Origin of the sequence: Candidatus Tisiphia endosymbiont of Temnostethus pusillus, from assembly GCF_964264675.1 — a bacterium.
Taxonomy (GTDB): domain Bacteria; phylum Pseudomonadota; class Alphaproteobacteria; order Rickettsiales; family Rickettsiaceae; genus Tisiphia.
The window spans coordinates 260,610-284,595 of sequence record NZ_OZ183472.1 but is presented as its reverse complement, the minus strand read 5'-3'; the positions used below and the strand labels follow the sequence as shown (position 1 = coordinate 284,595).

The following is a 23,986-nucleotide window of genomic DNA, read 5'->3' as shown; positions in this document are numbered from 1 at the left end:
ATTATCCGTTATTTAGATACTAAGGCAGCATATGGCAAGACCCGATTTCACCAATTCAGACAATATCATAAAAGAAATGATTAGAGTAAATCATGCTGGAGAATATGGGGCTAAACGAATTTATCAAGGGCAATTAAATTATTGCAAAAACCACGAAGATTCCTCTACAATAAAACATATGATGCAGCAAGAAGAAGTACATTTGAGCTACTTTACTAACTTGTTATTACAACATAATGTTAGACCAACTATTTTGATACCATTTTGGCATATTATTGGCTATGTACTTGGTAGTGGATCGATATTGATAGGAACAGAAACTGCCATGCTACTAACGCAAAGTGTAGAAGAAGTGATTGAACAACATTATCAGAAACAAATAGATTATCTCGAATTGTATAATTTAGAGAAAGAATTAGTAAATAGCATAAAACAATTTCAGGCTGAGGAAATTGAACATAAAGATATAGCTCTAGTACAAGGTAGTAGTAAGGTAGTATTTGCTTCCTTAATTAATAAAGTTATTAAATTAATGTGTAATATGGCTATTAATGTGAGTAAAAAAGTTTAAGTTACTCAAATAGAAATAAAATGAATGAATTACAACAACAAGCATCTGACCCAGAATATTCTGTTTGGGTTTCTGCTTCAGCTGGTACAGGCAAAACCAAAATTTTAACAGATAGGGTGCTACGGTTACTAATTAAGGGAGTTCCATTTGAAAAGATCCTATGCTTAACTTTTACTAATGCAGCCACCCTTGAAATGCAGAGTAGGATTAAAAATAAACTTGCTCAATTTGCTGCAAACGAAACCACTAAATTAACTGAAGAGTTAGGTTTATTACTTACTAGAGAGCCTTTAGAAAGTGAGGTGCAATATACCAAAACTTTATATAACAGACTACTAAACTCTGAAGATGGTATTAATATTTACACTATCCATGCTTTCTGTCAGAAGATGCTTAAATTATTTCCTTTTGAAGTTGGCATTAATCCAAAATTTCAGGTTCTTGACGAGATTACAGCACAAGGGGTTGTTAGCAAAATAAGAAACCAAATCTATTTAGATCCGACTTATAATGAGCTGATTAGTTTTTTTCTGACAAGTTTCCATGAAACAACTATCAATGATATTTTCTCTGAAATAATCCAGCAAAAAATTAAGTTTAAGAAATTATTTGCCAAACAAATGGATTTTGTAGAGTACGATGCTCAAACTATTTTTGCACAATTATCAAGTATTTATGACCAAGCTAGGCAATTATTGGCAAAATACTCAATAGCTATTGACCTAGATCAAGAAATTCAACAATTTTTTCTTACTAAAGAAAACCTTAAGCGTAAGAATATATTGCCTAAATCTATGGCAATGAAGTACCCAAAGTTATTGAATGAACTTGAATATATTCAAGAGAAAATTTTTCAGCTAGATCAACAAGCTAAAATGCAAGATATGGAGAATTACTCAAATTCATTACGTAACTTGGCAAAGATTTTTCTTGATAAATATGATTCCTACAAAACCCAGCATAGTTTGCTTGATTATGATGATTTAATTTATCTTACGCAGTTATTATTAACGGATAATGCTGCAAAAAATTGGATAGCTTATAAACTTAATGGCGGGATTGACCACTTGCTTGTTGACGAAGCACAAGATACTAGCCCGGAACAATGGGACATTATCACTGCAATTATAGCAGACTTTACTTCTAGCACTAAGCAAAAAAGTACTATTTTTGTCGTAGGCGATGAGAAACAGTCGATTTTTAGCTTCCAAGGAGCAGATATTAGCTCTTTTAGTTATGTTAATGAAAATTTGTATAAAAACCTATCTGATGCAAATAAAAATTTCAGAAATATTACCCTCCAGTGGTCTTATAGATCTACTAAAGAAATTATTGATATTGTCTATCTAATTTTTCAACAAATTAAACATACTACTCCACAATTATTTACATCTGATAATCCTAAAATTTTGCCATTTCGTCAAACTCATAAAGGTAGAGTTGAACTTTGGCCATTAGTTAAGGATGAAAAAGAGAGTAAGTTGTTTTGGCCTTTACTGGAAGAACATAATAAATCCAAATCTGCTCAGCAATTACTTGCACAACAAATTGCTAGTTTTATAAAAAGCCAAATAGCAAGTAGAAGAATCCTGCCTGCTACTAATTCCGCAGTCAAAGAATCAGATTTTATGATTTTGGTACGCAAGAGAGATGAGTTGATTTTTGAGATTATTAACTGTCTTAAGCAACATGGTTTGCCAGTAGAAGATGTTGATCGGATCACTTTAAATAAAAATTTGTCAGTATTAGACTTAATGAGCATAGCGAAATTTGTACTACTACCTCAAGATGATTTGAATTTGGCTAGTCTGTTAAAATCACCAATAATTGGTATGAGTGAACAGGCGCTACAAACTATTGCAATTTCTCGAGGTAAGAATTCTATTTGGGGTTACCTGCAAACTGTCTCAAACTATGCAAGTATATATAAGAAACTGTGTCATTTCTTGCAGCTATACAAGGTTACAAATTGTGAGAATTTTTTTTCACTTATTGTCGATTGTTTGGATGTTAGAAAGGTTTTAGTTGAAGCTAATGGATTTGATAGCAATGATGTAATAAATGAATTGATATATTTGAGTAGCAATTATGCTAATAATATAGATAGCTCATTGCAAAGCTTTGTTTATTGGTTTGAAAATAACAAAATTGAGATTAAAAGAAATTTAGAATCGTCAAGTAAGATAAAAATTATGACCGTGCATGCTTCTAAAGGTCTGCAAGCACCTATTGTTATTCTGTGCGATACTAGTTCAGTACCAACTAATAGTAATAAATTCATTTGGGACGAAAATCAAGTGTTCTCTACCACTCAATCAGCCAATAGCCCAGAATTCTTTAAAGTTCTCAAAGAAAAGGAGCAACAAAAAGACTTACAAGAATATATTAGACTACTTTATGTTGCAATGACTAGAGCCGAAGACCATTTAGTGATATGTGGTTATCAGTCAAGTAGTAAGCTACCACAAAATTGTTGGTATGAGTTGGTTGCCAGAACAATGAATATGCACGGGAAGGTACAGGAAAATGGTATTATAGTTTATGAATCAGTTATTGAAGGAAGTGGAAATGGGCAGGAATCTAAAGAAATAGACCAAAAAGGTGCTTTAGATATTCTAGATCCCGCACCAAAGCAGGATGACATTGAAGATTGGATACCAAACCTTTTTTTAATTAATAAAATCACCAAAAATACAAAGCAAAATTATTCAGTCAATTCTCCTCTTATAGTTAATGATCATTTGGAATATGGTAAGATATTTCATAAAATTCTAGAAGATGCCACAAAGATCAATGATTTTTCTATGATGAATAAACATCCGTTTATTCACAAGTTACCAACAACTCTGCAAGAAAAGATTCATAGCAATATTGATAAATTACTGAATAATATAGAATTTATGGCACTTATTTCCCAAGAGCTAAAAACTGAAGTGACGATAGGGACAACTCTAAATGATGAGGTTAAGATAGGAAGAATTGATTTACTTGCCATTGATACAGGGAAAATAACCATTATTGATTATAAATCCGATGCTAGTCCACCTAAAACCTGTCAATTAGTTAAGGAATCTTATATTGATCAGTTGAATTTTTACCGACATATAGTAGCAAAACTATATCCTAACAATGAAATTATTTGCAAAATTTTATGGCTAGAAAATGCCAATTTTATGACGATTGGTTAACCTTTAACCAATAATACACAGGTAATATGACAAAATTAGTGAGAGATTTAGTTCCGCAAATTATCTTAAAATCTTCGAATACCAGTCTTTCGTATTGCAGAATTGGCTGAGTATACTGCTCGTAAATGAAGAGTTGAAGGAAGAGAAGAAAGAAGCTAGAATATGATAATGGGAAATATTTTAACATCTGAACAAAGAACGGTACTGAAGTCAAGTCATGGTAATGAACGAGATAGGAGAGTATGTGACCGAATTAAGGCAGTTTTGCTGTATGATAAAGGTTGGAGCTATGGAGAAATAGCAGAAGCATTGCTGTTAAGTGAAGAAGCTATAAGAAAGCATGTAAGAGATTATCAAAAATTTAATAAATTAGAGACAGCTACCGGTGTTAGTGCAAGTAAGCTAAGTGAGCTAGAAGAGAAAGAGTTAATAGAGCATTTAGAAATATGTAATTATGTTTATGCCAAAGATATCAGCAATTACATAGAAGAAAAATACGGTGTTACCTATACAATAGCAGGAGTAACAAAACTATTAATCAGATTAGGCTTTGTATATAAGAAGCCAAAGATCGTACCCGGCAAGCTTGATATAGATAAGCAAGAACTATTTAAGCTAGAATATAGTTTGTTAAAAGGTAATCTCAAGGCTAAAGAAGCTATATATTTTATGGATAGCGTTCATCCTCAGTATCAAACAAAAGCCCGTTATGGTTGGATCAGAAAGAATCAAAATAAAACTTTACCAACATTTAGTGGCTGGAAAAGGAAGCATTTAATAGGAGCAATTAATTTATCTGATTTGCAATTAGTTAGCACAGATAATCCTAAAGTAAACGGTGATTATATAATCAATTTTCTACAAAAATTAGAAGCAGAAAATCCTAATAAAGAGAAGATATATTTGATTTGTGATAATGCTGGGTATCATAAGTCAAAGAAAGTAAAGGAGTATCTAGTAAATAGCAAAATAGAATTAGTATTTTCACCTCCCTATAGCCCTAATCTTAATCCGATTGAACGATTATGGAAATTTATGCATAGAATTGTAACAAATAATAAATTTTACCATAATTTTGCTCAATTCTCAGAAGCTATAGATAGATTTTTTGCTAATATTGATAAATACAAAGGTAATTTGCTTACTCTTATAACTGACCAATTTCAGACTATAACTTTTAATCATTTTGCCAACTCTTCAGGTTAATTGAGTATAATAAGGAGGGCCTTAGGCTATAAAAGTATAAGATCAACAAAAATATATGATTCTATAGCGATAGATCAAGTTAGAGTTGAATAATATATTTGAAATATAACAAAATGGAAAGGAAGCACGGCAACAAAAGCTAAAGGAATTCAGCACAGATAAGAGAGCTTAAATATAACCAAACATAATGGTTATGCTGAGTATATTTTAGTAATTAGCACAGCAATTACCTCACATAATTAGTAATTACAAGTTCTCTAGTTATTTTCTTCTGTCCGGTTAGGGCATATTTGGCGTCAATAGTATTTATTGTAAAGTTTTGGTATATTTCTCTAATAAAATCAGTATTACTATTGGAAATCATTAGTTTTACCCCTTTGCTAGTGAGTTCCTTGGCAAAATCTCTTAGCCTGACTTGTTCCTGTTCATTAAAGGGTAACCGAGTATAAAATTTCTCTCCAGCCTTATGATAAGGCGGGTCAAAATAGACAAAATCATTTTCCTTAGGTTCGATAAATGAGAAATCAGTGACGTAAATTACGGTATCACTTAGAAAGCTACTGCATTGTTTTAGTCTTTTTTTAAAATGAGAGATACCATAGTTGTGAGTAGAAAAGTGCAAGCCAAGCTTGCCCTTTTTGTTGATACAATAAATACCATTGAAACAATATTTATTTAAATAAAGAAATCGAGCAGTGATGTTAGTAGGGTCATTGCTGTTATCATTGTTTAGTACACGGTAATAATATTCTTTTGAATGCTGTTCTTTGTGTTTGGACAATAAATCATTTACTGCTATTGGATTCTTTTTTACCATATTATAGCTGGTAATTAATTCTAAATTAATGTCAGATAGAAAACATTGTTTGAATCTATCTTTGATTTTAAAGAACAACGCCCCACCGCCAAGAAAAGGCTCATAATAATTATTTAACGAGATAGAAGTAGGAAGGCGGTCTATTAACTGATCGACAATTTTCCTCTTGCCGCCAACCCAATAGATAAATGGTTTGGGCTTAGTCGTGGTATTAGGCATAATTATAATTGGGATTGCTTAGCTATGAAATAATCTTAACAATTGAACTAAATAGATCGTCTAATAAATAAGTCGTCCATTGTATCATAAATACCACAAAACTACCACAAGAATTTGTCAGTATAATTAAATAAATTGAATAATTGGAAAGTAAAACAACATGTTAAGACTAAGCAAATAGTCTGCAATTTTGCCAAGTCAATTCTTGAAAAAAGAAGAGTATATATCAGAAACCAACTAAATTATGGCTTACTTATCAGCTCTTTAGCCAGCAACCATAATGACAATTTTAGCTAATGTTACTAGATTGACACTATTCAAAAAAATTTTGAAAAAAAATTACTAATCGTGAAAATTCCCCTTTACTCTGCGGAAAAATGATAGTATTTGTTAAGGCGACGTTACAATAATGTAAATGTCAAGCACTAAGGTTAGATACTTATCACAAAATTTTCTCTAACCTCAGTGTCTACTTCACCACAGTAAAATAGGAGTTCATTTTATGACGAGGGATATTAAAAATCAACAAGAAAACCAATCTACCTGTAAAAAAAATATCAAAAAAAATGTTACCAGTGACAAAATCCTTGGAACTAACGATGAAACAAATAATATTAGTCGTGACATTATTGTTAAGCTACAACAAGTCGAGAAAAATCTACAAGTAACTAATTTCATCTACCACAACTTCATAATAAATATATTTCTTAATGTAAAAACTTTCGGTATTACCGTTTGGGACAAGGCTATAACACTCCTTGAGCCAAAAAAAGATGACGTTAAAGAACATTCTATAATTGATATTATCACTTGTACTAGAGTGCAAATGGAGTACTGTGAAACTATGCTAGAGTTTGTTAAATATCATTCAAACTTAATTGCTACCACAGAAGTAGCTTTAATACCGATGATGCCTAATAAATCCAACCCTAGGAAATTAGTAGACAGAGTTATTACTAAATTAGGACTAACCTCTAAATGTAAAGGTATAAGGGTTGTAAATAATTTCTACAGTGATATCCCAAATATCCTCATTGCTGATAGTTACCGACTTGAGGCGATATTAACCCAATTAATTACTAATGCCATTAATTTCACTGAACAAGGCAGAGTTGTCGTAACTACCCATTTTTTTCCAGCAAGCACTATACTATCACAAATTGATAAAGATTGTGGAGGTGGAGAAGCAGCTACAGAGAGCAAAGATACTTTACAATTCATTGTTCATGATACAGGTATTGGTATGTCTGAAGAACAGCAACAATATATCTATCGGCAATTAAATGGTCTTGATAGTTCTGCCTTTAGTAACTCGACTAGCAAAGCTAGTGGCGAGGAATTGGCGACGGATTCAAACTTAGAATCAACTTTAGAATTAGGTCTAGGTTTAAGTCTAGTCAAACAATTTATTGGTGATCTGAATGGTAAAATTAAACTTAGCAGCCAGCAAGATAAAGGTACAACTTTTACTTTGCAAGTGCCGGTAACATTACATTCAACTGAAGAGCTTAATAATGACAACAATATGACCAATAACCATTAAAAATATCTAATAAATTTGGAGATAATATTATGACTGAACTTGTTAAAATTAATAAGAATTCTAAAGGCTAATAAAGTTGTCAGCAAGATAATAATAGATTTGGGAGGAGTAATGGTTACTGATGTAGCAATAGAATGGTTAATTAAGGCTCTAGATATCCACGACAAAAAACTGACTGGTAGTTTGTCGGTGGTTTAACACTATATTAGGGGAAGAGCAACTACAATATTGGGAACAATGATAGGATATGGAAATAGGATGCCACGTGGGGTGGCATCAAGCACTGAGGTTAGAAGACAATCTATCAAATTACAATCTAACCTCAGTGTCTATTTTTCGCAAAACAAAAAACAGGAATTAATTTTATGACTAACGATGTTAAAAATCAACCACAAATATTTTTTGGAAATAAATATAACAAACTATTGCAAGTATTTTTATCATTAGTATAATATGGTTTTATATTTAAAGTATATCTGTTCTCCAAATTATCTAATGGAATGGCAGAATGATAGTTTTATGAGTCTTTTATGACCATTTTCTATTAATTTATTAACTAATTACTGATAATTGACAGACTAGTTGTTAATTGTTAACATTAAAGTTCTGAGTATAGAGTATAATATTAATTATGCAAGATACCACTACTAACGATTTACGTAACATTATAGCTAATATTAGTGCTAACCTGCGTAGAAATGGTATAAAAGTTGAAATACAGTACAGATTAAAAGACCCTTATTCTGCTTTAAAAAAGATGTTAAGGAAGAATATAGAGGTGAAAGAATTAACTGACCTAATTGGTTTTAGAATTATAGTTGATAAACAATATGACTGTTATGAAGTATTGACTACTCTTTACAATATCTATCCTGTTAATATGGAAAAGACAAAAGACTATATTGCTAATCCTAAGGATAATGGTTACCGTTCTTTGCATCTCGTACTTATAGCTGATATTTATGATCGTAACATAGAAATACAAATACGGACTAGAAGGATGCATGATATAGCCGAATTTGGCATTGCCAACCATGAGGAATATAAAAAAACGCAGGAAGAAAAATTAAGAAAGTTATTTTATGAGGAGAGAGTTAATACAGTTGCTATTAATACTGAAATAAATAAAGCCTATGATATTTTTAACCAGTTTAATTGGACTATATCAGAACTCGTTGCCTATGAGCAGGCAATTGAAACTCTTTGGCGTAAATTCCAAAATAATTCTTAAAAAATATAATAAAATTATTGGCAATATTAGTTTAATTTAATGTACAATCAAAATAATGGGGAGGCATTTCATGGAAGATATTGACAATTGGCAGATCAAGTTTAAATCTTGTGAATATTCTGCTAAGTTACTTAGTAAATTGATTTCACTAAATGAAAAAGTAACTAACCCAGTAGATATCAGAGAAATTATCAAAGCTATCTATTATGCTAAGAAATATCATGGTAGTCAAATGCGGCAATCGGGTGAACCATATTACTCACACCCGATTGAAGTAGCTTATATGTTTGCTGAATACACAGCAGAGGAAGTTCACCAATTATTTAAAACTGACATGATAGTTACCAGTTTACTGCATGATACTATTGAAGGTACAGCCCTTACTGAAGAGATGATTGCTCGAATTTTTGGGAGTTTAGTTGCTAGCCAAGTGGAAGCTCTAACAAAGGTCAAGCCTTATGGCAAAATTAGCTCCAAAGAGATTTTAGATTTATTAGTTCAACAGGAAAAATATGATGTAGCATTGATTAAAATTTTTGATCGCATTCACAACTTACAAACTCTAGGAGCTAAATCACCTGAAAAGGCACTGAAGATAGTTAAGGAAACTATAGGATATTTTATAGATATTTGTTTTTACTTAGAAATACCAACAGCCGAACAACAATTGATAAATCTATGTTACAAAAATTTACCTATTACCCCTAACCCATCTGCTTTAGAGTACGCATTTCTTGGGTAGATGATTTTAGCTGGTTTTGCTAGATTTTCAAAATGAGATAGTCCGTAAGCAAAACCGATCATTGTAGGAATCATAATAAACCATATTCCCCAATTGCCAAAACACTCAATCAGGTAGACAAAACCAAAAGCACTGATAACATACATTAAAGCACGAGATACAGCAAATGTTATGCTGGCACAAGTAAAACGTTTAAATATGGGAAAGCTTTTTAAACAAATGGGAGTAGCAGGGTCGAGGCATTTCTTCCATAAGATTATAATGAATTGAATCAAAAATAACTGATCAGGAGAATTAAGATTATTCAATAAATACGGACAAAATATCATGAAAATAGAAAATATTAGCAGTGTAATTTTTATGATTAATAATGGATATACTTTTAAACTTAAATAACATAATATTAATGTGGTTAACAGCTCCATTATACAGACAAGAAAATTATGGTGAATAACTTCAGGCAGTGTGTAACCAAAACTAGTTTGTAAAATATTACCACAATATATATAAATAAAATAAATACATACCGGTAAAGGACATTGTAATAAAAAGAAAGCTAGTACGGTTTTTTTATTCACTTTTTCCCGCCAAGTAGGACGGTCATATAAAATATTTATATCGGTATTAGTTTTGTCAAAAACTTTTTTAATTCGACGTTTGGCATCAGCAAAGTCTGGGGCTTCTCTAAGTTTGCTTCTTGCAACAAAACCAATCAGGGCAACTGCTGCACCTATCCCAAATGCTACACGCCAGTTAAAAATATTACAGGCAACAAGTGAAGCAATTGTTAACGCCCCTAACTTTCCTAAGGTAGCACAAGCCCCTATAAATCCAACACTTGCATATTGTATTGGTGGGTGAAGCGTTTCAGTTAAATAAAGTTCTGTCCCTACTATTTCACCTAGAGAAGATATACCTTGAATACCCCGGCAGATGGTTACTAACCAAGCCGCTAAGATTCCTATTTGTTCGTAAGTAGGCAGATTAGCCATAACAACGCAAGCAAATGCCATCATGAAAGTTGTGATGATAACTGTTGCCTTACGCCCTATATTATCACCTACCCATCCAAATATTAAAGCCCCTAATGGTCTAAGTAAGTAAGTTGAGCAAAAAGTAGCTGCATAATACAAAGCCGTAGTGTGTGGATCAGTTTTGGGAAAAAATACTTCATTAATAAATACCGCCATGTGTACATATATCATCAAATCAAAATATTCAAGGAAAGTTCCTATTGACAGTAACCCTATAGTTTCTTTTTGTTCTTTGTTTAAACTTCTTTGTTCTTGAGGATACCCTATCATTTTCCTTACCATCAGCTTGGGCATTAATGATAGCAAGAACAAAATAATATTAAAAGTGAAAATACATTTTGGTTAACAATATCACCGAATTTTAATAAAGCCTAAATAGTCTAGAGGATATCTCTTTGACATATTCACTATATAGTTCAGGGTAATCACCTTTGAACTTTGGTAGGTCAAAGGTTTTGCGAGTAGCTTGCTTCCACGATACAAGAATATGCTCACCTTTTTTTAGGTAAACATGGAATTGCATATAATTCATCACTTCTAACTTTAAGCTATCTTCCTTGCAGAGTAGCTGTTGTTGTATCTCTTCCAACTGATTCAGCTCTTTTACTTTTTCAGCTATTGCGTCATTTGCTTCAATAATATTTTGGCTATCAACATTATTGCTAGAAATAGCGTAGTGTTTTCTTGCCTGCTCAACAGTTTGAGGCATAGTTTGGGACACGGTTTGTGGTATTACCTCAGGGGTAGTGGAAGTATGGTTTACAGTATCATTTATCACAACTTCTTGAGGTTTATTTTTCTTTTTGCTTAAACTAACAACATTTTGGCTAACAATGTTTTGATACTGATCTTGATTTTTCTCTATTTTTATCCTTGCGGCTTTCATTTTTTTATCCTGTTATATGATGTTGTTTGTTTATAAAATTTTCACATAATCTAATTTTGCAAAAACATTTCTCTCTCTGCCAATCTCCTTCTCACTAAACCTTTAAGCTTGATACCTCTAGCATAAACCCATTTAGGAAATTCATCGGCAGCTGATAAATATTCACTTCGTAGCAGTTTTTGTCGTAAACTGGAAGCTTGAAATGCACCAGCTCCGCAGTTGAAGATGAATGATATCAAAGCTCCCTCTTGTGAGCAGTTTAATGGTACACGGCAATGTCGATAAATGGCACATTTAGCTTGTTCTATATCCTGCTCTAGCAAGTAATCAGCGTGTTCCCGCGATATGCCATCAGACATTTGTTGTTGTTCGTACTCTTTGATCACATGCCCCCAGCCAATAGTTTTTAAACCAGCTGGGCAGTAATATGGTTGTAGCTTCAAGCCTTCAAAGATTTTAATGATATATTCTGCTTTACTATTGCTATCATTTGCAGCAAGTTTAATATTTGTATCCATTAACTTTACCATTACCACTACCATTGACATAGGTGTAACCGTTATTGTTACTATAACCATTAACTCGGTATTTACCAAAAGCTCGATGACCAAACCAAAAACCAATAACTGCACAAAATATACCTTGATCCTCACTACTCCATATGGTGTCTGATGCACCAAATTTTATGAAGATAGCTAATTTTAATGCTATATAGAGCAGAAAAAATATATAAGTAATCATTGGTCTAACAGTGGTAGATAAAAAATCCACCCAATTATTATTGCTGTTATTGGCTATTTGCATACCAGCATATTGATACAGATATTTACTCTCATCATTATCAGCCTGAATTTGGATTTCCTCAAGCCTAGCATTATGGATAGTATTTGAAGCTTTTATTTGCAGACCGATTAATTTCAGCTCATGTTCCTTGTCTTTCTTATCCTTAAGAAAATGCAAAATCTCCGGTATAAAACTGCTGAAGAATCCTATAAAGGCACTTAATATCGCTATCATATAAATCTCTAAAAGTTATTAAATATTGACCTATTGGGGTTAATAAGCACTAATACTACCACAACTACTCCCACCAATAGTCAGCCTCCTATTAACAACGTCAATAGTGACACTACCGGCAACATTGTTGACGCTGGCATAAGTTTTCCAATTTGTTAATGTGGCAGTAGAACCACCAAAACTCAAGTTGCAAGATGATGAGTCAATATTACCATTGATGTAGTTTGGCAATGTTAAAGTCCAAGACTGACCACCATAAGACGGAGCAATAGTACTTTGTATTTGTACCTGAGTTTGTAAATTAGCAACTTGTGTATTTAAGCTATTAACTTGCGTAGTTAAACTACTAATCTGAGCTTGTTTTTGATTAACAACATTATCTCTTGCTCTTAAGCGTTCTTCTAAATCAGCTATTTTATTAAGTAAATCTTCAGTTTCATCTTCTGCCGCAATATCTGATAGGTGTAAACTAGCTAGCGAGGTTAGGCTTTGGCTTAAATCTTTACTGCTCTCAAGACTAAGGCTATTTAGGTTGTCAGAACTATTAACACAGATGATATATTTTAGCTCTTTAATATTCTCGGGTCGAAGACGCTCATTTAGGTTCTTCAGATTATCTCTACCAACTCGGCTACCTAAGTTCCAAGGCAGGACGATATAATTACCTTCATCCTCAGAACTCATGGCTACTTTAGTGAAAGGATGTCCAGTACCCAAATAAAAGCTTAGTGATGACTTAGGAAATTCTTGAATTTCAGTGCCGCTCGCAGTTATTATATGCAGCTCTGCTTTTTCTACCTGATTTGGTATAAAAGTCTTATCGCCTAAGCGAAAATTAGCGACATCCGGTAAATGATCACTATTACTTCTGTAAACATTTTGCATGATTCTTTTAAGATTTTTAATCTTTTGTGACGTGTTAAATTCGACAATAATTTTTCGTGTTTTTCCCATATAATCCCCTGTAGTATCTGTATTGTAGGGGAGTTATTATATCATAAAAAATCACAATTTGCATCAAGTTTTGTGATATTTTTACATCGTATTTTCACTAATATAAGTTAAGTTGTTTTTCAACTTAATTTGGCAAATATTTGTTACTCAAAAAATATATAATAAAACGAAAAAACTGTTGCTTGTTAAAAGTTTTTATGTCAAAACACATTAAGGAACTCTCTAAAATTAGGTAGGTAAAATGACTACTAAACGTTTGAAGCATGACCAAATTTTTCGCAAAGCAATGGAAAATCCACTAGTAGCACATGAATTCTTAAACGCTCATTTGCCTAAACATATTAAAGCTCTGATAGATTTTCCTAGTTTAAAATTTGAAAATACCAGTTTTGTAGAGCAGAATCTAAGAGATTCTATCTCTGACGTGTTATTTTCTGCTAAGTTTGATGGTAAGGATGGTTATCTGTTTCTCCTAGTTGAACACCAAAGTTCGGCTGATCATTTTATGGCATTCCGTTTGCTACGATATATGTTAAATATCTGTGATAGATATTTAACTTTAAACCCTAAGGCAAAGTCTTTGCCATTAATATACCCCCTCATATTTTTTAATGGTGCAGGGGACTATAATGCCTCTCGTAATTTGTGGGAACTTTTTGAAGATAACCTACTAGCTAAAGAAATTTGGACAAATGATTATCAAATAGTTAATGTTAATGATATTCCTGATGAACAGTTAAAGCACAGGGTGTGGTCGGGTATATTTGAGTTTTTTGCGAAACATATAAGAGAACGCGATCTACTTAGGAAATGGCAAGAAATAGCCGATATGTTACCTGAACTAGTCAAGGTAAGTATAGGTTATAACTATGTAGAGCTGCTACTATGCTATACGTTGACAAGAATAAATAAAGAGGATAAACTAGAATTAGAAAAGCTATTAACAAGTAAGTTAAATCAGGAAACAGGTACAAGGCTTATGGGCAGTTTGGCACAACATTGGAAAGAAGAAGGCATTCTAGAAGGCTTTGAAATTGGTGAGGCTAAGGGAATCCAAATCGGAGAAGCTAGAGGAGAAGCTAGAGGAGAAGCTAGAGGAGAAGCTAGAGGAGAAGCTAAATTAATAAGAATGTTAATGAGTAAAGGAAGGTCTGTTAATGAAATCGCTACAATGACTGACTTACCTATCAGTAGAATTAACGAGCTATTAAAAATAGATATTCAATAGGAAAGTCCGGAATAATAGAAACAATAAGAAATGCTTCAGAGGAAGAGGAGCTATTTGGCAAGTAATCAATATCCGTTAAATTGAAACTATAAAGCTCGATTAGTACAGATTAAGTAACTAGCTAAATATAATTCCTAATCAAAACCTCTTCTGCATTTTTCCTTGCATTAGCTCTACAGTTAATACTTCTTGGTGCTTCGATAATTTCTATATAAAAATCTTTATACATATGCCTTATAAACTGAATATTGGAATTTGAAAGCAAAAAATATACCCCTTTATCGTTTAACTCTTTACATTTTTGATAAAGTTTTATTTGGTCTGTTTCTGTAAAATCAGATTTTGTATATTTAGTAAACGATTTATTATTTATAGGATAATAGGGAGGGTCAAAATAAACAAAATCACCTTTTTTTGGAGAAATTTTGCTGAAATCTTGATGTTTTATATCAATATTTTGTAGGAATTTACTACAAGCTATTATATTTGTTTCATCAACTATTGCTGGATTTTTATACGTTCCTATAGGTACATTAAATTCCCCTTTGTTATTGACTCTATGCAAACCATTATAACAGGTTTTATTAAGATATATAAAACGTCCAGCAACTTCTATATCATTATCACTAACCATTAATAAATTGTTTTCGGATTTTGTAATAATATTCTTCACAATGGTTTACTTTGTGTTTTGCCAATAGCTTTATCAATTCTTGCGGTTCATGTTTAATCACAGCATATGTAGTGATTAAATCTCGGTTTATGTCTGATATAGTCGCACTAGCTGGAGCAAGAGCAAACAAAAATGCTCCGCCCCCTACAAATGGTTCATAATAGTTTTTATAAGTTTGCGGTATTCTTGTGGATAATTCTTTTATCAAACTTCTTTTTCCACCTGCCCATTTTACAAATGGTTTTACCTTATCGTCATTTTCAATTATTATGTGCATTCTTTCTCCTACCAATTCAAGTTATGACAGTCATGGAAGCCACATAGAGCCGGTTGTAGGTAAAATAAATTACGACCCGGGATGTTTTTTTGAAGGGATTTTTTAAGCAATTCTTCTGCCTTATCCAACTCGCCATTTTTGATTAAAGTAAGCACTGTGCCAAAATCAATGATGTCACTACCTGTCGTTCCTGCTAAAGCTTTAAGCAGATTATTATAACTGTCATACTCATTAAAGAAAAAATCCCCAAATAATCCAAGACCACCGCCCTGTAATAAAGATGCCATAAATACTCCTTCTTCATTTGGTGCAATCCATTCTTTTCCGTCAAACAACCTTTTAGCATTGATCGATAAGTAACCAAGCCCTATAGAACCCGGTAATAATTGAAACAACATTTTAATACTAGTTGGGTTTCTCATTGATTTAGCAATATCTTTCCATGTTGCTAAATCCAATAAATTGCCACTACCTACTTGTTGATGAAGTGGTATCTGATCGATGGTTATTGATTTTAACGGTCTAGTAATGTAAGTATAGGCAAAAGTTTTGAATTGCATTATACACTGAATCACCGCGGCAGCTGGCGAACCTGCTTTAATACCTAAATTGCCGAGTAACACGGCATTTCTCTCGGCAGTATGGGGAGTGGCAACAGCTGTATCGACCCGGTCAAGTAAATATCTTCGTAAATTATTGGTCAAATCCTGCTTAAGTCTAGCTCTATTGAGATCACTGACTATACTATTGCCATTTTGTTGTAAATACTGGTCTAGCAAATGATCAGGTAGTAATGCCATGTCAGGTATTAAATATGGTTTATTCTCTATTTGCTGTACTAAATGCTGATAAAGATGCCAATTACTTTCATTAATGCCATATCTATTAAGCAAAGTTTGTAAGTTATGATATAGTGAGTTAAAGGGCTTATTAACTTGTAATGCTAAATTATGCGATAACAAATTACCAACTGTAGATTTCCAAACATTATCCCACCAATTCATACAATTTAGTTTAAAAAATGCATTGGTAAGTTTAAATATGCTACCAGATACTGGATATTCTCCTGCAAAGCGAGAATGACTATGACCAATCAATGAATCTACAGCCACACCAAGTAAACTAGCAAGCTCTTTTTTCTTTTCACCATTAAGTCCTGTAGCCGCCACTTGTAATATATTCGCATAAGATTGCATTATTGGTATGCCATTATTCTGTAACTCACTGACAAAACTTATCATATCAGGTATTGAAGAAAGTACCACCTTGCCAAGATTGCTCATACACTTCCAAGCACGATAAGCCCCAAGGATACGATCAACTGATGGTATTTGTGGTTTAACTCCTAGCATTAGGTCTAACTGATTGACAAAACTGTTTGGGTTACTAAGTACTGCTAATTGCTTTAAAATAGCTGGGTCTTTAATTGCTAACTCTTGTAGCTCCTTGGTAAAAGTACCTTTAATTGATTGTAGTATTAATTCAGGATTACAACCCATACTCTCCATTACCCCAATACTCCGACCTAGTATATTAAGGTTACTAACTATCGAATCAGCGATAAAGGATCGACTTTTAATTAAAGGGCTAATGAACTTGTCAACAAAGTCATTTTGTACGTAATTACCAAACTCCTTCTGATATGTTAACCAAGCTTCTGCCGATTTAAAATGTAGTTTCCTACTAGCTGACGCCACGTCAGCTACGTTATTTCCTTTAATGTGAGTAAATGCTATATTTAAATATTGGTCGGTGTCTTTTAGATGAATGCTACTGGCTAGATTATTAAATATTGCCCTTAAATCTATTTCATCATTTAGTTTAGCCATTCTCTCTAAATCAAGTAGTGGATAGATAAATTTTAACCACGCTTCATAACCAGCTTCTCGGAGTTTAAGACTATTATGCTGTTGTTTAGTAATATAACCCTCTAGCGGGATTATATAACCACCTGCTAGATTAGCTCTATTGATGGAGATTGTTTGCCATTTATTGATTATTTGAGCAACTATCATTGCCCTCTCGCTACCAGTCGGCTTTTTATCAGGATGGCTGATATTCCATAATTCCTGTATTACGTCCTTTTCATAAGCAATATCGCCGTACTCGTGTAGTACACCAGCTTTCTCTAAATCTCTTGTAAGACCAAATAGCAGCTCGTTAGCAATAGTTTGTTGCCGTAAATCAACTTGCCGTAAATATTCTTTTATCGCAGCAACCTTATTGGGATGATTTCTAACAAATCTCTCTATGGTAGCCATCTTGATTAAATTCAGGGCATTATTTCTTTTTTTTACAAACTGTTCCTTCTTAAAATCATCAATAAACATATCTATTTGTTTGTCTCTCTCTAACAAATCTAATCTTTCCTGTCCGACAAACTCTTTATGGATAGTCTTTAGCTCATCCACTAACTGTGGATCGATGAGACTTAGAGTTTTAAATAATTCCTCTAATTCTGAAGGGTTAGCCCCTTGCTTAATCTTACGTAAGATTTCTTCGGTTTGCTGATAAATAACATCTTGCTTGATGGATTCTGCTTGATAAGTAACTTTTTGTTGTTCCGGTAAATTGGCTATTTCAGATTCTAAAGAAGCTAGATGCTCTTGTATACTCTTCTGCTTTGAAGAATTGTCTCCGTAAAACTGCGGGGAATTCGCGTACTCACGTAGCTCATCTACGCTCCGTTCGCTCACCCCTTGTTTTACGTTCCAATTCTTCAAATCATTTGAGTACAGATTAGGACTGGCATTGTTATTCTCAAATTTCTTATCATCACCATGGTAAAAAGATTCAGCTTCTTGTGGATTCTCAAGATTGATATGTTTACCTTCCTCTAGCTGTTTTCTTGCTATATATAACTCTTCGGGTGATAAATCATAGCCTTTAGTCTCCCATTGCTGACGTCGTAAATTATTGATAATTTGCTGATCTAATTGTTTTACTGCTATCAAATATTCCTGAAACTCCGGGTTATTAATATGCTCTTGATATAATTGTTGTAATTTGCCTTCTTCCTCTAGTAAAATATCTAAGAACCATCTTGGTATTGCTTCAGTCTTGCCGTTAGTACCAAACTGATCATGCATATGTTGTTGTAATTCTGCTATTTGCCTTTGCTGGGCAGAATATGAGGGAAATTGTTGCTCGGCTGCCGTAATTAATTGTAACTTCTTTGCTTGTAACTCAGATAACCTTGATAAAGAACTGTTTCCAATATTAGCATCGGTACTTGTTGGTACTTGACTATCAACTTGCTCAGTTTCTATTATATTCTCCTGAGGTGATGACTCTTTTAATACAGTGTCAATATTATCTTTTAACTGACTATCAACTATCGGATTTAAGGTCTCAATTTCAGGACGTAGCTTACTTGAATGTAAGTACAATTTGTCCCGCAAATATCTAGCTGAATAACCAAGACCATGCAAAGTTGCACCAAATAAACCACTTTCTATAATATTAATCAAACTATTTGACAAGTCATAAGGTCTTTGTTCAGTATGTCGTTCATTATATAGAAATGGTTCGATAGCTGTCTGACCCATAGCCCCGCCTACTAAACCCTTAGCTAATGTTGTTGGAAGTTTGCCATATTTTAGGCTAGCCGCCGCCCACATTGCTGGTCTACCAATAGGAATGAAGCTAGCAGCAATATTAATTACTGACAAATTACCAAATACTATCTCAGCTCCAAATTTACCAATAGCTTCAACTAACCCACCTTTACCTGCAGCAATGATATACTCGTTAATTTCTCGCTGCTTTTTCCTCTCTAAAATATCTTCTACTTGTGTTTCGGTAAAATTAGGGTCGTATTTTAAACCTGTATCACTATATTTTTGCTCAAAATCTTCCTTGGTTAATTTATTATTATAAGTTTTAAAATATTCAGCAATATCCTGCAATTCAGGATCAGTAATATGTTGTGGATTAAAAGATTGCCATAAAGTTGATAGGCTTGGACTATCTGCATAAGCTTGCCGGCTAACTGCTCCCAAAACATCCCATGTACTACTGCCTAACAAATCAAAGACACTATTATAAGATATACGCTCCGGTAATAAGGTAGAATAATAACGCGGGTGAATTGGTTTGCTATTTGCCCGATAACCTGCGTAACTATTTAAGTTGTCATCATTTTCCATCGTATTAATTATATTGTGGATACTCATAGATAATTTGTAATATTCTTTGCTTTTGTTGCTCTAAAGCTTTAGGGTTATTTAACTCTAGCAAATCAAATTTTAATATTTTACCATCCTTTGCCACAATCGGCAAATACCGACCATCTTTGGTAGGGAAAGTATAATAGACACTCTTTTTGTCAGATGTTAGTTGCCATTTACCTTGTTGTAAAGATTCGCGTACTTTTGCAGCGGCAGTATATTGTCCTGTTGGGTCATTAATATTACCCTCAGCTACGATAGTCCCATAATCACAAGCTATACTACCGTTAATAATAGCAAGTTGTATCTCTACTAAACTAGCCTCTATGTTATCAGCATTCAAATCATGAATCATACGTTGTACCACCACCTGACGGGGTATTTGCAGATTCTTACTATCTATTCGCATATCGACCTCACTAATCAATTTGATTGTTGCTTTTTTTACTGCTTTAGCAATTGATAAATCTTCAGTACGCTGGTAGTACTTAGCTAAATATTTTATAGCTTGCCGTGTTTGGTTAATCTCTGTTTCGTTTTGAATATCAGTTTTAGCTAAATCCTTACTCCATCGCTCGAATATATAATTTTTGTCAATTTCTTTGTTAAATTCTGTCATTTCATGACCGATAAATAATGGCTGACTTTTTACTGATAGCTCGTTAACTAATGCGATCATCTGTATAAAGGCTGATGCTGTCTTACGGTTATATAGCCTATTTTCAGCATAAAATTGAGTCAGACACTCTAAATCTCCTTTACCCCTTAAGATTTCATCCATTATCTCCAAGCCATATTGTTCACCGCCTCCTGTATCATCATCTCGCAAACTAATTATACTGTCGATGACTTGTTTAATTTGGTTTACATCTTTACCCTGAATCTTTTTTAAAAACTCAGTACGTTCAGATTCCATTAAATATCTCTGGGCATAACTCGGTATGCCTTTTTGCTCCTGCAATTGTTTTCTCAGCAGATAACGTTGGAATAGTGCCATGTCTTTGGGTATTTCATCGCCTTCCTCAACCAACCTAGCCGGGTCTGTTTGAGCCAATTTAAGCTGTTTATTAAACTGCTCAGCTAAAATATAATATAGTTTCTCTTTTTTGTCATAATCAACATCTCCGCCTTTTGGGGCAATTTGTTGTAATATTTCCTGACATTGGTTGAATGGTAAGTGTTTTATTTGTTGTGAGATAACAAAAGCTTCCTTATACAAAGCTTCTTTGGCTCTGAATTGTAATAATTGCGGATCACCAGCATTAAAGCTGGCTTGTAGTAGATTTTCAATGCCATCAATACCTTTGCCAGTAGCTAGGAGACCAGCAAAATGGGCAGCGGTAAGTGAACTAAGTTGATGTTGTCTCAGTAATTGCTGATGATGCAGTAGATTATTTGCTTGATGTTCTAGCTTAACCCTTTGTTCAAACGATAAATCTTCTTTCCATTCAGCAACTATATTGGGATTTAATATAGCATCCGGCGAATGCTTTAAAGTAGCTTGTGCCGCGGCAAATGCTAAATCATGTTTGGCATTAATCAACATTTGATCTCGCTCTTGCGGCAGTAATGATAGAGAATTAATAGCTACTGCAACATCTTGTAAGTGACTAGTATAAAACTGTGGGTTATCATAAGTAGCATTCTTTAACTTTTCGATAACTTCAATTGCTAAATGGTGACGTTTACCATCAATCAGCTTGGCTTCTGTATGGCTTATATGCCCAGCTAACGATATCCTATAATCATTAATCTTAGCTTGCAACAAACGCTTGGTCAGTGGATTATTAGTACGCTGCAAATAATCATTGGCTCGTTGGTCATATTTACTTAAGAAGTAATCAAGACATGGTTTGTTATTCTCAAGAAAATCCGGGTGCATCTCATCAAATTGCGTTAAACACGTCAGACCACCAGTTTTACTATTGGGGGCTACTTCAATATTACTTTGTGACTGGTTTAGATGCTTGGTGGTATCGCTAAGGAAATCTGACCATAAATGTGGCATTTCTACACTAGCATCTTTCTCTAGCTTACGTGCCAAATAGCCTTTAGCTTCCTCGTTAATCTGATTAGTTACTGCTGCAATAGCTTGCCATTTCATTTTTACACTTCCACTCTCACTGTTACTTTCTTTTTTCTTCTCCAGTACTTAGCCGTGCTATCTCGCCAAGATCCGATACACCTTTTAACACCGTACCTAATGCCTGCCAAGGTGCGGCTGAGTTAATCGAGCCAATATTGCGGTTAATTGCCTGTTTGTTTAAGTCAATTAGTAGAGTGTTTAAGTTTGATCTCGGTCTTTGATGAAAATACTCCGCCTCAACACTTCTTGCCTTCATTTCATCCATATAAGCCATATGCCTCAGCAACAAACCAGCTGAATCAGTGTTGCTGATACCAATGCCAGTTTTGAGGATATTATAGCCCAGCTGCTGACGATTATATAATTGCTCTTGCCTTAATATATCAACGTGATAACTCGATATCGCTCCATATTCAGCGGTTCGCTCAAATAATTGTTGACGATCAAACTTAAGATGCTCCTGTTGTTGTCTCAATAAATGCTGCTGTTCATATAATGATTGTTTGGTTTTTTCTCTATTACTTCTTAGTTGGGCGTAAGTGTTAAGCAAAGACGTCCCCGTAGCAAATACATTCGCACCACTCGAGAAAAAATTTAAAAAATCAAACATAGTTTTTTCTTTTTTATTACTTACTAAATTATTTTATCACTAATTATTCTGTCACTAAGTTATTTTATCGTTTTTTTATCATTACCTAGAATTTTACTTTTTAGCATTTAATTTGTTTGAGCTAGCTGAAAAATATGTTACACTATAATTAGTATTAGTTGTGTAATGTGCTGAAAAATCTGCTTTTGGCAGTCGATTCTTTCGGGGAATTAGGGCATTATACGATTGGTACTTGTCTGCAAGGATGACATGGACTGAGGAACTCGGTCGGAGACCCCTGTGTTAGTAGGGGTCTCTCGCTTTAAAGCATTCAATAAGCCTATATTATGGTAGCAACCGTACTCCAACATTAATAACCTTAATACTAGCTTCTTACAATGACGGAGTAATGTTAATCGGGTTAGTTATAGGAATCTTATTAGGAGCATTATTACTGTAACTAATTCCATAACCTTTTTGACACCATTCTTTAACCAAATTAAAATTATGACTAAAATTTTTATCTATCTTTGATAATAGTTGGTATTTTCCATTATAATATACCATAGGGTCTATGCCTCTAAATTTTGGTTTAATATTTATTTGTCCTTTGCCAAATTCCACTCTTGAAAATGTTCTAATTTTATGAGAATACTCCTTAAATAATTTTCGTAATTTAACATCTTTACTCTTTTGAAGCTTTGTTAAAACTTGCTTATCTATACCAAAATGTAATTCATCTTTAGTAATAAGATTTATATCTATAGCACGTTTTAAAATCTTAACGAAGCAGTCATACATTACATTATTCCATTCACTACCCCAAAATTGCCAAGTAAAATCTAAAGAAAGCATAGCAAATTGTTTAGCAATTACAGGGTCTGTGAAGAACCATTTATTATACTTAAATTGTAGATTTTCAACTATTTTCTTTGCTTCAATTTCTGAAATTCTTCCAAAAATAACACCTGTGTGAATATTATATTGGATACGATCTGCACAGAGTGAAGGTAGAGGGGATTCTAATGCTAGGTACTTAGGATTGTCAGGGTCTAGTTCATCAAGAGAAATATTATATTTACCAATAATTTTTTCAATATCCATTTTTTTTAAAAACCATAAATGAATAGTATCTTGGTAAGATCGTTCTTTATTTGCCTGATAAAATAAATTATCTCCTAAATGAGAAAAAACAGTATGAGACACATCATGTAGTAAACCTGCTATTTGTTCAATTCTTGGTACACCTGCTTTTTGTAATAAAACAAATACTCCTATACTATGATCATAGCGACTAAAAAACGGCATTAATCCTAAATAAGGAGCTGGACCAGCTTGATCAATTTCCTTTATTCTTTGCATAGCTTTACTTTGTATTAATTCCTCTATTATCGGATCATTAACTATTGAATCACCCCATGTTGTATAAAGAACCTGTTCTGCATAAGAAGATAAACAAATAATATAATTTATTATAATGGCAAAAATTATTTTTTTTATCACAATTTACCCTTAGTCTGTTTTCCAAGAAGCTTAACCGAATGCCATTGATGGCG

General features: G+C 33.3%; 20 protein-coding genes and 1 pseudogene. 9 read left to right on the top strand and 12 right to left on the bottom strand.

From position 1 onward, the window contains the following. Nucleotides 1–31 precede the first annotated feature (31 nt). From ACFEL2_RS01430 to ACFEL2_RS01415, 4 genes and pseudogenes are all read left to right on the top strand, one after another. Entirely contained in the window at nucleotides 32–571 is a 540-nt protein-coding gene (locus ACFEL2_RS01430; RefSeq protein WP_341751331.1) for a demethoxyubiquinone hydroxylase family protein, read from the top strand. A 20-nt stretch (nucleotides 572–591) separates the two neighbouring features. Continuing rightward, a pseudogene (locus ACFEL2_RS01425) lies at nucleotides 592–3,069 on the top strand (UvrD-helicase domain-containing protein); the annotation flags it as partial. Further along, nucleotides 3,070–3,759, top strand: a complete 690-nt coding sequence (locus ACFEL2_RS01420; protein WP_375332354.1) for a PD-(D/E)XK nuclease family protein — start codon at nucleotides 3,070–3,072, stop codon at nucleotides 3,757–3,759. Nucleotides 3,760–3,927: 168 nt separating this feature from the next. Further along, the gene (locus ACFEL2_RS01415; RefSeq protein WP_375332075.1) at nucleotides 3,928–4,965 is read left to right on the top strand and encodes an IS630 family transposase; all 1,038 of its coding nucleotides are present in this window, start codon (nucleotides 3,928–3,930) and stop codon (nucleotides 4,963–4,965) included. 226 nt (nucleotides 4,966–5,191) lie between these two features. Here the strand turns inward: ACFEL2_RS01415 and ACFEL2_RS01410 are convergent, their stop codons facing one another. Beyond that, nucleotides 5,192–6,004: a DNA adenine methylase gene (locus ACFEL2_RS01410; RefSeq protein ID WP_375332353.1), complete on the bottom strand. Its 813-nt coding sequence runs from the start codon at nucleotides 6,002–6,004 to the stop codon at nucleotides 5,192–5,194. A gap of 499 nt (nucleotides 6,005–6,503) precedes the next feature. On the opposite strand from ACFEL2_RS01410, the gene ACFEL2_RS01405 reads away from it, so the two are divergent. The 4 genes from ACFEL2_RS01405 to ACFEL2_RS01390 all read left to right on the top strand — a co-directional run bounded on the left by ACFEL2_RS01405 (nucleotide 6,504) and on the right by ACFEL2_RS01390 (nucleotide 9,517). Beyond that, a complete protein-coding gene (locus ACFEL2_RS01405) occupies nucleotides 6,504–7,544 on the top strand; it encodes a sensor histidine kinase (protein ID WP_375332074.1) in 1,041 nt (346 codons plus the stop codon). A gap of 39 nt (nucleotides 7,545–7,583) precedes the next feature. Next, nucleotides 7,584–7,742 carry a hypothetical protein gene (locus ACFEL2_RS01400; RefSeq protein ID WP_375332073.1) on the top strand — a complete coding sequence of 53 codons (159 nt, stop codon included), beginning with the start codon at nucleotides 7,584–7,586 and terminating at the stop codon, nucleotides 7,740–7,742. Between the two features lie 433 nt (nucleotides 7,743–8,175). Beyond that, nucleotides 8,176–8,775: a bifunctional (p)ppGpp synthetase/guanosine-3',5'-bis(diphosphate) 3'-pyrophosphohydrolase gene (locus ACFEL2_RS01395; RefSeq protein ID WP_375332072.1), complete on the top strand. Its 600-nt coding sequence runs from the start codon at nucleotides 8,176–8,178 to the stop codon at nucleotides 8,773–8,775. A 70-nt stretch (nucleotides 8,776–8,845) separates the two neighbouring features. Then, nucleotides 8,846–9,517 (top strand): HD domain-containing protein, encoded by a 672-nt coding sequence (locus tag ACFEL2_RS01390; protein WP_375332071.1) that lies wholly within the window; start codon nucleotides 8,846–8,848, stop codon nucleotides 9,515–9,517. On the opposite strand, the gene ACFEL2_RS01385 is transcribed toward ACFEL2_RS01390, so the two are convergent. The 5 genes from ACFEL2_RS01385 to ACFEL2_RS01365 form a co-directional block, all read right to left on the bottom strand. After that, entirely contained in the window at nucleotides 9,457–10,821 is a 1,365-nt protein-coding gene (locus ACFEL2_RS01385; RefSeq protein ID WP_375332070.1) for an MFS transporter, read from the bottom strand. The genes ACFEL2_RS01390 and ACFEL2_RS01385 overlap by 61 nt on opposite strands. Before the next feature lie 91 nt (nucleotides 10,822–10,912). Continuing rightward, a complete protein-coding gene (locus ACFEL2_RS01380) occupies nucleotides 10,913–11,437 on the bottom strand; it encodes a hypothetical protein (protein WP_375332069.1) in 525 nt (174 codons plus the stop codon). 50 nt (nucleotides 11,438–11,487) lie between these two features. Beyond that, nucleotides 11,488–11,955: a lysozyme gene (locus tag ACFEL2_RS01375; RefSeq protein ID WP_375332068.1), complete on the bottom strand. Its 468-nt coding sequence runs from the start codon at nucleotides 11,953–11,955 to the stop codon at nucleotides 11,488–11,490. After that, the gene (locus tag ACFEL2_RS01370; RefSeq protein WP_375332067.1) at nucleotides 11,939–12,454 is read right to left on the bottom strand and encodes a hypothetical protein; all 516 of its coding nucleotides are present in this window, start codon (nucleotides 12,452–12,454) and stop codon (nucleotides 11,939–11,941) included. Before ACFEL2_RS01370 ends, ACFEL2_RS01375 begins: the two co-directional genes overlap by 17 nt. A gap of 39 nt (nucleotides 12,455–12,493) precedes the next feature. Next, the gene (locus ACFEL2_RS01365; RefSeq protein WP_375332066.1) at nucleotides 12,494–13,408 is read right to left on the bottom strand and encodes a hypothetical protein; all 915 of its coding nucleotides are present in this window, start codon (nucleotides 13,406–13,408) and stop codon (nucleotides 12,494–12,496) included. A 241-nt stretch (nucleotides 13,409–13,649) separates the two neighbouring features. Here ACFEL2_RS01365 and ACFEL2_RS01360 point away from each other — a divergent pair, with 241 nt between their 5' ends. Next, nucleotides 13,650–14,636, top strand: a complete 987-nt coding sequence (locus ACFEL2_RS01360) for an Rpn family recombination-promoting nuclease/putative transposase (protein ID WP_375332065.1) — start codon at nucleotides 13,650–13,652, stop codon at nucleotides 14,634–14,636. A gap of 121 nt (nucleotides 14,637–14,757) precedes the next feature. Here ACFEL2_RS01360 and ACFEL2_RS01355 read toward each other — a convergent pair whose 3' ends face one another. The 6 genes from ACFEL2_RS01355 to ACFEL2_RS01330 all read right to left on the bottom strand — a co-directional run bounded on the left by ACFEL2_RS01355 (nucleotide 14,758) and on the right by ACFEL2_RS01330 (nucleotide 23,933). After that, complete coding sequence (locus tag ACFEL2_RS01355; protein WP_375332064.1) at nucleotides 14,758–15,309, bottom strand: DNA adenine methylase; 552 nt, start codon at nucleotides 15,307–15,309, stop codon at nucleotides 14,758–14,760. Next, the gene (locus tag ACFEL2_RS01350; RefSeq protein ID WP_375332063.1) at nucleotides 15,263–15,586 is read right to left on the bottom strand and encodes a DNA adenine methylase; all 324 of its coding nucleotides are present in this window, start codon (nucleotides 15,584–15,586) and stop codon (nucleotides 15,263–15,265) included. The genes ACFEL2_RS01355 and ACFEL2_RS01350 overlap by 47 nt, the downstream gene beginning before the upstream one ends. 8 nt (nucleotides 15,587–15,594) lie before the next feature. Beyond that, nucleotides 15,595–19,734, bottom strand: a complete 4,140-nt coding sequence (locus tag ACFEL2_RS01345) for a hypothetical protein (protein ID WP_375332062.1) — start codon at nucleotides 19,732–19,734, stop codon at nucleotides 15,595–15,597. 4 nt (nucleotides 19,735–19,738) lie between these two features. Beyond that, nucleotides 19,739–21,859, bottom strand: a complete 2,121-nt coding sequence (locus ACFEL2_RS01340; RefSeq protein ID WP_375332061.1) for a hypothetical protein — start codon at nucleotides 21,857–21,859, stop codon at nucleotides 19,739–19,741. 22 nt (nucleotides 21,860–21,881) lie between these two features. Continuing rightward, on the bottom strand, nucleotides 21,882–22,451 hold the full coding sequence (locus ACFEL2_RS01335) for a hypothetical protein (protein ID WP_375332060.1): 570 nt from the start codon (nucleotides 22,449–22,451) through the stop codon (nucleotides 21,882–21,884). A 372-nt stretch (nucleotides 22,452–22,823) separates the two neighbouring features. Further along, a complete protein-coding gene (locus ACFEL2_RS01330) occupies nucleotides 22,824–23,933 on the bottom strand; it encodes a hypothetical protein (RefSeq protein WP_375332059.1) in 1,110 nt (369 codons plus the stop codon). Nucleotides 23,934–23,986 lie beyond the last annotated feature (53 nt).